Source organism: Candidatus Zixiibacteriota bacterium (assembly GCA_014728145.1).
Lineage (GTDB): Bacteria > Zixibacteria > MSB-5A5 > JAABVY01 > JAABVY01 > WJMC01.
Genome location: WJMC01000099.1, coordinates 1 through 11,079, shown reverse-complemented (window position 1 = coordinate 11,079; position 11,079 = coordinate 1). Strand labels below are relative to the sequence as shown.

General features: G+C 49.5%; 9 protein-coding genes. 3 read left to right on the top strand and 6 right to left on the bottom strand.

The genetic code is table 11. From position 1 onward, the window contains the following. A partial coding sequence (locus tag GF404_06450) for a hypothetical protein (GenBank protein MBD3381819.1) occupies positions 1-366 on the bottom strand: 366 nt, incomplete at its 3' end. Positions 367-644: 278 nt separating this feature from the next. Here GF404_06450 and GF404_06445 point away from each other — a divergent pair. The 3 genes from GF404_06445 to GF404_06435 all read left to right on the top strand — a co-directional run bounded on the left by GF404_06445 (position 645) and on the right by GF404_06435 (position 2,986). Beyond that, on the top strand, positions 645-1,589 hold the full coding sequence (locus tag GF404_06445; protein MBD3381818.1) for a MerR family transcriptional regulator: 945 nt from the start codon (positions 645-647) through the stop codon (positions 1,587-1,589). Between the two features lie 201 nt (positions 1,590-1,790). After that, complete coding sequence (locus GF404_06440) at positions 1,791-2,147, top strand: hypothetical protein (protein ID MBD3381817.1); 357 nt, start codon at positions 1,791-1,793, stop codon at positions 2,145-2,147. 38 nt (positions 2,148-2,185) lie between these two features. Continuing rightward, positions 2,186-2,986 carry a bacteriocin gene (locus GF404_06435; GenBank protein MBD3381816.1) on the top strand — a complete coding sequence of 267 codons (801 nt, stop codon included), beginning with the start codon at positions 2,186-2,188 and terminating at the stop codon, positions 2,984-2,986. 99 nt (positions 2,987-3,085) lie between these two features. Here the strand turns inward: GF404_06435 and GF404_06430 are convergent, their stop codons facing one another. The 5 genes from GF404_06430 to GF404_06410 all read right to left on the bottom strand — a co-directional run bounded on the left by GF404_06430 (position 3,086) and on the right by GF404_06410 (position 10,820). Then, positions 3,086-4,999 (bottom strand): tetratricopeptide repeat protein, encoded by a 1,914-nt coding sequence (locus GF404_06430; GenBank protein ID MBD3381815.1) that lies wholly within the window; start codon positions 4,997-4,999, stop codon positions 3,086-3,088. A gap of 21 nt (positions 5,000-5,020) precedes the next feature. Next, positions 5,021-6,124, bottom strand: coding sequence for a tetratricopeptide repeat protein (locus GF404_06425; protein ID MBD3381814.1), 1,104 nt, complete (start codon positions 6,122-6,124; stop codon positions 5,021-5,023). 6 nt (positions 6,125-6,130) lie between these two features. Beyond that, on the bottom strand, positions 6,131-6,676 hold the full coding sequence (locus GF404_06420; protein MBD3381813.1) for a hypothetical protein: 546 nt from the start codon (positions 6,674-6,676) through the stop codon (positions 6,131-6,133). Positions 6,677-6,940: 264 nt separating this feature from the next. Next, entirely contained in the window at positions 6,941-8,428 is a 1,488-nt protein-coding gene (locus GF404_06415; protein MBD3381812.1) for an AAA family ATPase, read from the bottom strand. Beyond that, on the bottom strand, positions 8,394-10,820 hold the full coding sequence (locus GF404_06410) for a diguanylate cyclase (protein MBD3381811.1): 2,427 nt from the start codon (positions 10,818-10,820) through the stop codon (positions 8,394-8,396). Before GF404_06410 ends, GF404_06415 begins: the two co-directional genes overlap by 35 nt. Positions 10,821-11,079: the final 259 nt, after the last annotated feature.

Sequence of the window (11,079 nt, the reverse complement as noted above, 5' to 3'; positions counted from 1 at the left end):
TACTTTTCCAGGCACAACATGGTAAGTCAGCACGGCAGCCAATTTCTCTTTATCATTCAAAAGAGCCTCGATCGCGCCTTTAGGAAGCTTGGCAAAAGCTTCATCGGTAGGAGCGAAAACAGTGAAGGGACCCTCACCCTTGAGAGCTTCCACCAGGCCGGCAGCCTTGACAGCGGTCACCAGGGTTGAGAAATTCTCTGCAGAAAGAGCGGTTTCAACGATATCCATCTTGGCATTGGCCATTTTGGCGGTTGAAGCGGTCTTGGCATGCGAAGCTCCGCAATCGGCGGTCAGGCCGGAGTTTGCAGTCAAGATAATCGCTAAAGCGAAAACGAAAGTTGTCAGAGTTGAGGTTAGTTTTTTCATTTTTCCTCCGTGGAATTGTTTAGTTTGTTAATCGTTTGTTCAACTTCTGACTCACGTAACAGAGAAATGTCTAATAGTGTTCCATGTATTGTCTAATTTTTTAATAAATTTTAAAGTTGCCTTCGGGCGGGTTGGTTCTGAATTGTTTAACTCGCTTATATATTAAATGTAAAGGTGTTGAAAAAGTGGCATAGTAGTAATAAATTTCCAGATTAGGGAAACAATCGCAACAGTTTTCTGTTAAAAATTTTAGACAACTTATTGACAGGATTTAAACAATGATGTATACTGACACCATGGAAAACAACAACGGCTACCCGATCAAGGTAGCGGCTCGGATGACCGGTCTGACGGCCCATATAATCCGGGCCTGGGAAAAGCGGTACCAGGCGCTGGTACCAAAGAGAACATCCGGTAATCGCAGGATATACTCAGAGCAGGATATCAAAAAGCTCAATTTGCTGCGTGATGCCACTTCGCTCGGTTTTCGAATCGGTGAAATCGCTAATAATTCGATCGAGCAGTTGGAAAAATTAATCGAGGATGCCGGTGGTGCAAAACCTTCTGGTGGAGAAAAAACGGGAAATATCTCTGGTCATGAATCGGCCTATGTCGAACGCGCTATCAGGGCGATTCTGGATTACGACGATGCCGGTTTGGAAGAGCTGCTTGAGAAGGCGATGGTTGATCTGGGCGAGGTCAACGTGGTCGAAAAAGTCATTGTAGCTTTATTGCAGAGGATCGGCGATATGTGGGAGAGTGGTGAGATGCGTACTTCGCAGGAGCATATGGCTTCTGCCATTATCCGCACTTTCATAGGCAACCTGATCAGCCTGAATTCGGATCTCAGTGGTGCGCCTCACCTTTTGGTTACAACCCCGACCAGTCATGTTCATGAAAATGGTGCCCTGGTGGCGGCCATGATCGGTTCTTCCGACGGCTGGCGGGTGACCTATTTAGGCCCCGATCTGCCTGCCGAGGAGATTGCCGCGGCCGCTCACAGGAAAAACTCACGGGCGGTCGCCCTCAGCCTTATTTATCCAGCTGATAATCCTCCTCTGGTGGCGGAGATCAAGAAGATTCGCAAGCTTTTGCCGGACGGGACTTTCATGGTACTGGGAGGCCACGCGGCAGAATCATACCGTCCGCTTCTGACGGATTTGAATGATGTCGTCATCGGTGATTTGGCCGACTTTCGAAAACTGCTTCGAAAACTTCGGTAGTTTCTTCACCAGGCACCGATAGGCTTGAGGGGCTTTCTTGTCACAATCAAAGCGGCATGACACTTGTATGAATTCTGATTCTTGCTTATATTGAGGTATTCGATTTTAAAGTGAACTTTCAGGTTGATTTTGACATATATAGATATAAGACCGAAACAGAAGCAATGGAATTAATCAAACGCTAAACAGGGAGCCAAATCAATGTCTTATTACCATGAACCCACCGACGAGCTTCCGGCAAAAACACGTGATATAGCGCGTGCATTGGAAAGTCTCAAAGAAGAGGTCGAGGCCGTCAACTGGTACAATCAGAGGGTGGCTGTTGCTTCGGATGAACAGCTAAAAAAGATTCTCGCCCACAACCGCGATGAAGAAATTGAACATTCCGTTATGCTGGTCGAATGGTTGAGGCGGAATATGGATGGCTGGGATGACGAACTCAAAACCTACCTTTTCACCGAAGGTGATTTAAGTGAAGTGGAAGAGGGTGAAGAGGGGGAGTCAAAAGAATCTTCTGAGGGCTCGTCCGGTCTCGGTATCGGTGGTCTCAAAGATTAATTGCGAAATCAAACAGACTGAGTAAAGGAGTTAAGATAATGGATATTTTGAAAAAAGCTCTGGCGCCTATTTCCGATGCCGCCTGGGAAGAGATAGAAGATCAAGCCAAGGATTCACTTACATCCCTGCTTTCAGCCCGCAAATTTATCGATATCGAAGGCCCTAAGGGCTGGGATTTCGCGGCTGTTTCAAAAGGCAGACTGAAACTTCCCGAGGGCAAATCCGATGGTCTCGGTTACGGTGTTCATACAGTTCAGCCACTGGTCGAACCGCGTGTCGAGTTCGAGCTGGATGTCTGGGAACTCGATAATGTTATACGCGGTGCCGAAGATGTCGATCTCGAAGCCCTGGAAAAAGCGGCCCAGAAGATCGCCCTTTTCGAGGAGAAAGCGATTTATCAGGGTTTGGAAACCGCGGGTATCGCCGGCATGATCGACAACAGCGCTCATAGCGTGCTTGAGCTCAAGCCTGATCCGGCCCAGGTGCTGGAGCAGGTGTCGGTAGCTATGACTACCCTTTCGGGCTCGGCTGTAAACGGTCCTTACGCGCTCGTGGCAGGCCCCAGCCTGTGGAAGTTCATCCACAGCCAGCCCCGTCAGTTTGCGCTCCGTGACCATACCGACAAGATGATCGGTGGCAAGTTGATCCTGAATCCGCTTCTGGACCAGAACTTTCTGGTCTCATTGCGTGGTGGCGATCTGCGCCTGACTCTCGGGGCGGATCTTTCAATCGGATATCTCTCGCATGATTCCAAAAAAGTGAAGCTGTTTTTGACTGAAACCTTTACTTTCCAGGTGCTCGATGACGGCGCATTTATCCCGCTTCGCTGGGTTGGATAATTACAATAAAGATCGATAAAACGAAAGCGGAAGGTTTTTTTGAGCCTTCCGCTTTTCTATTTTGTGTCTGACAAGTTTCTTGAACTAATCGATTCTTGATTATGGGATCGTAGTATTTACCTGATCGAACTGCCTGCCTGTGTTTTCAGGGATCTCTGAAATCTCCTGGCCGTCGTCTTCGAGCGTACACTGCGCCCAGATACTGTACATCTCGTCTTTGGAGGTCTTGCTGTTAATTACCAGGTCGGCTTTACCCTGGCGGATCATGCGCATAAAGCAGTTCAGGATGACCGGATCGAACATCATATTGGAATCATCTTCCATTATCTGGAGGGCTTTCTCGGTGTCGAAGGCCTTGCGGTAGACCCTGTCGGATGTGAGAGCGTCGAAAACGTCGGCGATACAAATAATCCGCGCCCCGAGTGGTATATCCTCGCCTTTTAAGCCGAGCGGATAACCGGTGCCGTCTAATTTTTCGTGGTGATGCAGAATCAGCGGTTTAATATCCCAGGGGAATTCCTTTCCACGGAGAAACTCGACACCGAGCTCCGGGTGCTTTTTGATCTCGGCAAATTCATTGCGGTCCAGTCGGCCTTTCTTTTTCAGGATGGTATCGTCGATTTTGACTTTGCCGACATCGTGCAGAAGCGCGGCCGCGACGATCGTCTTGAGCATACCCGTAGCCAGTCCGAGTTCCTTGGACAATAGCAGTGAGAAAGCCGCCACACGGTCTGAATGACCCTTGGTATAGCGGTCCTTGCGGTCAACTTCGGCCGCCATCTCATCGAAGATCTTGAGATACAACTTCTCGATCGAGTTGATCAGTTCTTCGGTATGTTCGCGTTTGCCCTCGGCTTTCAGGGACCGGAAGATATGGTAGGAGGATTCCAGATCGTTTAAAGCATCTTCATGTGAATCAATCGCGTAATTCAAAAGACCTCGTTCCAGGAGTACTTCCGCCTCGAGGTACTGCACTCCGATTTCCCTGCTGATTTCGATCGCGTCATGGTAGAATACCGAAGCCAGGTCATAGCGATTCTCACTGTAGGCGATTTTACCGGCGATCTTTTTGGTCTCGACCAGCTGACCGTTGTAGAGTTCGGCTTCGATCAGGTACTGTTCCGCCATATCGCAGTGCTGGCGGGCTTCTTTGATCTCACCCCGTTTGAGATACAGATCGGCCAGGTTGATATCCACGATCAATTTCAGTGAGGCATCCTGAATAGCTGAAGCAGTAGAATAAGCTTTCTGAAAATACTCAAAGGCTTCATCGTTGAATCCCTGTTCTGAAAGAGTTATGGCGAGGTTGTTTTCGGTGTAGGCCTGTTTGCGTTTCTGGTTCTCTGTGCGGTATATTTCGAGAGAGCGCCGGTAGAGCTTGAGGGCCTGTCGCCAGTCGCCTTTCATGTTTTTGATCGCGCCCAAATTGTTTATCAGGTCGGAATAGAGTACTCGTTCACCGATTTCAGCGGCCAGGTCGATCGCGTCATTGTAATTGATTTCCGCTTCCTCGAATTCACCCAGTTCCAGGTAGACTACACCGAGGTTTCGCAATGCGCGGCAGATACCGGCTTTGTTGTCAAGTCGGCGATAGGCCCCGATCGCTCGCTGGAGATAGCTGAGAGCGCGGTCGTAATCACCCTGTTTGGCCAGTAGCTGGCCGATCTGGGTAAATGTCTCAGATTTGACCTCCAGGCGTGTATTGTCGCGGCAAAAGCGAAGGATCTTCTGGTATTCATCGATCGCTTCGTCGTATTTACCCTGGGAGGCGTAGGCCTGACCTTTTTCCCGGTGCAGATCTATGCGCAGGTGGCCTTCGTTGTCTTTGAATCCCTTTGAGTCGAGGATATCCTCCAGCGTGTTGAGGTAGCTGATAGCGCGTTCGAAATCATATTCCTTGGCGGCCTGGACAGCCAGCGTCATGAGATTATCCAGAGTTCCGTTCCAGTCCGGCTCCGTGGACATCTTACCGCTTGCCAGAATCCTGTCTATTTTCGAGTGAGATTTTCTCATGACGCTGTTTTGTCCCTCTTATCAGGCAGTCAGTTTTCGGTTTTTCATGTTCTGCAAAGTCTGAATAGCCTCTCTGAAACCTTTATCGACCCCCAGCGATTTATATTGACCGGCGGCGGCTTCGATCTTGGTTGCGGCCATCTCGAAATCGCCCTTGTCGCGGAGCAGTTTGCCCTGCTGGAAGAGGATATCGGCTTCCAGGCTCGAGAGGTTATTATCGGTTGCCAGTTTATAGGTTTTCTTCAGCAATTTCTCCGCCCCTTCTATGTTCCCTATAGCGTGGAGAAGTTTGCATTCGATCAGGTTTAATTCGGCAGTCAGCGCCGTCGAATTGAGACCCGGCAGAATCTTCCTGGCGGTTTGAATGACCGCTTTGGCAAGCCTGGTTTCATTCTGGGCCAGATAACATGAGGCGATATTCTGGTAACAGATTTCGACCAGGTTCAGGTCCCGTTCCTCGAGCGCAATGTTCAGTGCTTGATTGAGGCTGAAGACCGCATCGGAAAAGTCCTCCAACTCGGTCTGTGCCAGCCCTATATTGAGTAATACATACCCCTGTCGGATCAGGTTGCCGGAGCTTTGGAAGTCGGCCAGGCAGAGCTTGAATGTTTTGACCGCTTCAGTTAAATCTCCGGTGGCTGATTTAATTGCAGCCAGGGTGTTCAAAATCGTTGCCCGCAGTTCATGATCGTTCAATTCCGAGGCCCAGCTCAACGCATCTTCACAGAGATCCTCAGATTCAGCGAATTCACCTTTCTGGAAGTACATGTTGGCCCGGTTGCGCCCGCATTCGGCGGCGCCTTTGAAGTTCTCGATCTCGACGAAAATCTGTTGTGCTTCGAGGTAGAACTGCTCAGCGTAGTCCCACTCGGACTGCATCATGTGAGCCCGTCCGGTTTCTTTCAAGATTCTCGCGCGTAAATTCCTGTCACGAGCGGTATCCGGTGAAGAAACAGCCGACTGCAAAAGTTCCAGCGCAACCACGGTGTTGCCCTGTTTGAGCCAGCCGCGAGCCAGATCCAGAAGTGCTGATCCATTGCGTAAATCCGAACAGAGGTTGCTTCCGTTATGTCTGCTAGTGAGTTCCTTCATCTCTTTCATACCTTTGGATAAAGTTAACTTCAACCTCTTCTACTTCTCGTCAGAAATCAGCGCGTAAGCTGAGAAATGATCCAGGTAACCGGTGACGGTCTTTGTATCTGTATCGACAGTGCATTCGACATCCTGGAAATCACTGTTGAAAGGATTATACCAGCCGATACGGATGGTTGATTCATCGACACCACTCAAATCAGCGCCACGATAGGACATGACAACTTTGACCGGCTCATCAAAGACCAGGCCATGCGTACCAAACTCGTTGTAGAAAACACTTACGTCCGGAATGGAGATGCTAAACAGGGTATCCTGGTCGATAGCGCCGGCCGGGATCTCCAGTGTCACATCAAACAGCTCGAGTTCTCCGCCTTCTTCAGCGGAAATCATCTGCTCAATATACATACTGCCGCCGGTGCTGTTGGCGAAGACGCCCGAAGCGGCTGAACGGGAAAGTACGATCGGACCGTTGTCCGGACCGGTAGCGACCGGCGATTCGGAACATCCGACCAGAACCAGTACGAATGAAAATAAAAGCGCGAAGGCTTTGATTGAACCGTTGTTTTTCTTGAAACCTGCCATCGAAAAGCTCCTTTGTTTGATTGCCAGCTTTGGCATTTTTGTCAGCGTGTTAATATACTTGCAACCGCTGTGCCAATTAGGTGTTGATTCGTTTCTTGTTGAAAGGCAGTGTTTTAAGATGAAACTCGCGATTTGAGGATGTGTCCAAAAAAAACGTGATTCGGAACGATTCATTCCGCCCTGATTCAGGTTACAGGGGTGATCTGATTGTGCTAATTAAAGTTGACTAAAGTTCGCTGGGAAGTGGAACGATATGTTCCGATTTTAGCGTTTTCGCCTGTTTTGTTCCAGCCCGGTTTTCTCCAGGATTCTCCTCAGACGGGGACGGGAGATACCGAGATATTTGGCTGTCTCGGTTTTATTCCAGTCGAACATATTGAGGACATGCAAAACCACATCCTGTTCGATTTTCTCCAGGGTAATTCCGCGGGGAGGGAGATCGATGGTCATTTTCTGGCGGTCCTGGATGGAGAGACGGGTGTTCTTAAAGGCCATTTCAACATGGCGCGCTTTGATCTGTTTGCCTTTGGTCAAAAGCACCGCCCGTTCGATGACATTGCTCAATTCTCGCACATTTCCGGGCCAGTGATAGCTGTTCATCGCCTCCAGCGCGTCATCGTGGATTTCGACATTGGGCATGTTATATAATGTAGAATAAAACCTGAGATAATGTGCTATAAGTTCGGGCAGGTCCTGGAGTCGCTCACGCAGGGGAGGAATCTCGATCACCATCAGGTTGAGCCGGAAATACAGGTCGTCGCGAAAAATGTTCTCATCGATCGCCTGCTTGAGGTCGAGATTTGTGGCCGCCACCACGCGCACATTGATGCTTCGCTCGTTGACATTTCCGACCCGTCTCAGTTTTTTATCCTCCAGTATCTTAAGCAGTTTGGCCTGAGCCGAAAGCGTCAAGCTCCCGACCTCGTCCAAAAACAAGGTGCCGCTTTCGGCATATTCAAATAACCCTATCTTTTCAGTTTTGGCATCTGTGAAAGCACCTTTGACATGGCCGAACAATTCTGATTCGAACAGCTCGTCCGGTATGGCAGAGCAGTTTACCTCCACCAGGCTGTGATCGGAGCGAACGCCGGTGTTGTGCAAAATCTTTGAGACGAGGCCCTTTCCTGTACCGGTTTCGCCCAAGATCAATGCGCTGGGAAAATCGACATCGGAGAGGAGCATGATAGTCTTGCGGATATTGGCCACAGCCGGAGATTTTCCGATCAGGGCGTTGACGCTGTATTGATTGACCTGCGAAGACGGTTTTTCCGGTCTGTCGGGATTCTCGATTTGCTCTATGAATTCATTCAGGCGCGTGAGGATTTCATCGGCGGAAATGATTTCCGATACACCGAGCTTGGAGACTCGAATCGCTTCATCCATATCCGGCTGATCGAGTTTGCCTACGATCGTGACTTTCTCCAGATCGGAAGCGACCGCACGAAGGAAATCGGCCTGTGAAAAACGGGGATCATCCAGATCGACATAAACCACCGCCTGGTCCTGACCGAGTTCCACCGGTTCGGGTGAATCCCGGACGACCATCAGTTCGCCGGCGTCGGGATGACTGGCAGTTACCCGGCGTAGCTCGGTCTGGTCGACAATGTTACCATATAATATCGCTCTGGAAGACATCAAGTTTCCTTTTCTGATTATATCGGTCATCTCTGAAAGAAGCTTAAACAGCAGGTAAACAGCAGATTTCCGGAGCGCCGGCTCAAGCGTGAAACAGGTCGATTGAACGGTTGGCAATCACCTTATTGCGACCGTTATTTTTGGCTTTGTAGAGAGCCTGGTCGGCACTGGCGATTAACTCAGCAGACGATTTCGCCTCCGATTCCAGGAAACTGGCGAGGCCGATACTTATGGTCATGCGCACAATCTGGTTGTCGAAATTAAACCTGCGCTTTGCCACGAGCTCGCGAAACCGATCACAGGAGATTAGCGCCTGATCTATGTCTGTATTGGGAAGAATAAGCGAGAATTCCTCGCCACCATAACGACAGGCCAAATCGCTCTGACGAAATGTTTCACTGAGCAACTGTCCCATCTCGACAAGAATCCGATCGCCGGCGATATGTCCGTAGGTGTCATTGATTTCCTTGAAATGATCGATATCCAGCATGCAGATTACGAGATTGGTATTGTATCGATTGGCCCTGGCCAGTTCGCGTTCCAGCGATTCCATCATGTAGCGGCGGTTGTAAAGACCGGTCAGTTCATCCTTGATCGACATTTCAACCAGTTTCTTTTGTGTCTGGCGCAGTTCGTTTTTGATGCGTGATTTCTCGAGCGTGCTGACGATACTCCGCAGTATTGTGTTTTTACTGACTGTGGACTTGGGAAGATAATCGTATGCACCGCGTTGAATTATCTGGGTTGCGATCATCTCATTGCCCTTACCTGTAATGACGATTACCGGTGTGGTGTCACCGACCTGATTCATCCAGGTAATGAAATCAAGGCCGTTGCCATCCGGCAGAGTAAAATCCAAAAACAGGAGATCGTACTTTCTCTTTTGAAGATGCAGTTGAGCCTGCCTGAGGTTGCGCGCTCTATCAAGCTTGATCTTATTCTCATCACGGACAAGATCCTGAATCCACTTATAATCCTGATCGTTATCTTCGATTGAGAGAATGCTCAGGTTCTGGTTTATAGAGATCGTCATGGATTCGCCTTTTGAAGGTGTTATATCTTCCTGGTGGATGACCTGGAAACGCTTCAGGATTTCATTGATCTTTAAACCGGCGATTTCGATCTGGCCGAGATATTCGAGCAGCTTTTCCGGGTTTTTATAGTCCTCCCGCAGAAGTTCAATATTACCCAACAGAGCCGAAAGGGGTTGATTGATCTCATGCGCTGTGGCTCCGACTATATGCAGGATGACTTTGAGTCGTTCTTCTTCCAGTACGGATTTTTGCTGTTGTAATATTTTCTGGTTGGCCTTCTCGAGTTGCCGGACCGTATTAGATAACTCGCGGGTGCTTCTTTTTAATGCTTCTTCGGTCTTCTTGCGACTGGTGATATCCTGCAGGGTCTCGATGACTCCGGATATCCGGCCGTCGCGATCCCGCAATGGCGCGGCAGTGATATATATCCACCGGCTTCGATTGCCCATATCATGAAAATTCTGTTCGAGCTCGAAAGCTCCTTCGATATGAGATGACAGTTTGACCTTGCCGTCGTAATGTCTTGCGATTTCGATTGCGTTATTACCATCCAGAATCAAATCTGCCATGGTCGGCCTGGGGTCAGAATAAAACGCCAGCCAATGGTCGCGGGTACCGATGATTTCGGAAGCCATCTTGCCGGTCAGGTTTTCACAGGCCTTGTTCCAGTGCGTTACAACATGGTCACGATTGATCACGAATGAGGGCAGGGAACTTCCCTGTATGATCTGCGCCAGTCTCAGTTCACTGGCGCGGAGTGCTTTTTCGATCTGCTTGCGGTCGGTGATGTCGCGCAGGGACGCCAGGCAGACTTGTTCCCCGTCCCAGTCGATCTGAGCCGATCTCATCTCGGCGGTGACAACTCCGCCGTTTGTGCGCAAGATCTCGATTTCGATACTGTCATCAAGAACAGAAGGAAATCCAAAGGGCGCACCAACCAGTTGATCCTTGCGCTTATCGAACAGCTTTTCTGCGGCCGGGTTGACGAATTTGAGGGTGCCCTCCCGATCGATGACGGTGACTGCATCAACAATGTTCTCGATTACATTTCTGAACCTGAGTTCGCTCTGCCGGAGCCTGCGTTCAATGCGCCTGCGTCCGACAGCATGCTGGATTGCCTGCGAGACCAGCGGGGCCGAGATGTTGTCGCGGATAATGCTTTCCTGTACTTCATTCAGTACATCACGCGAGATCCAAGACAACAGGTCCTGGTTAGTGATAATGACGATCGGAAGATGATGATAAAGTTCGCGGAGCTTGAGGATTTCATCAGGCTCTATCAGCTGATTGCAGTTGAAATCGACTACTACAAGATCATACCTGTCTCTTTGCAATTCGGTAATCGCAGAGTGAATATCTTCGACGCGCCTGAAATCTATGTCGAACTCGACAATGTTCTTAAACATTTGGTTCAGGCAGTCGAATTCCTTTGAACAGTCCTCGATTACCAGTATTTTTACTTCTTGCCCCTTCACAAACCCTCCAGCAGATCGACAAATTCTTGCGCATCAGAAAGCCGACAGCGATTTTATGCTACTCCTTAAACAGACCGCCCACTCTCTTGAGCTCATCCTCGGAAACCTGCTGAGGCGTTCCGGCCAAAATGCCTGAGATATTGCGAAACGCCCTGCCGATATGCATGCCTGTCTCATCTATACTGAACTCGCGAATCTCTTTTTCATGGGCTGATCCGCGCATCTTCAGCACTGTCACCCCGCGGCGCATCTCGCCGTA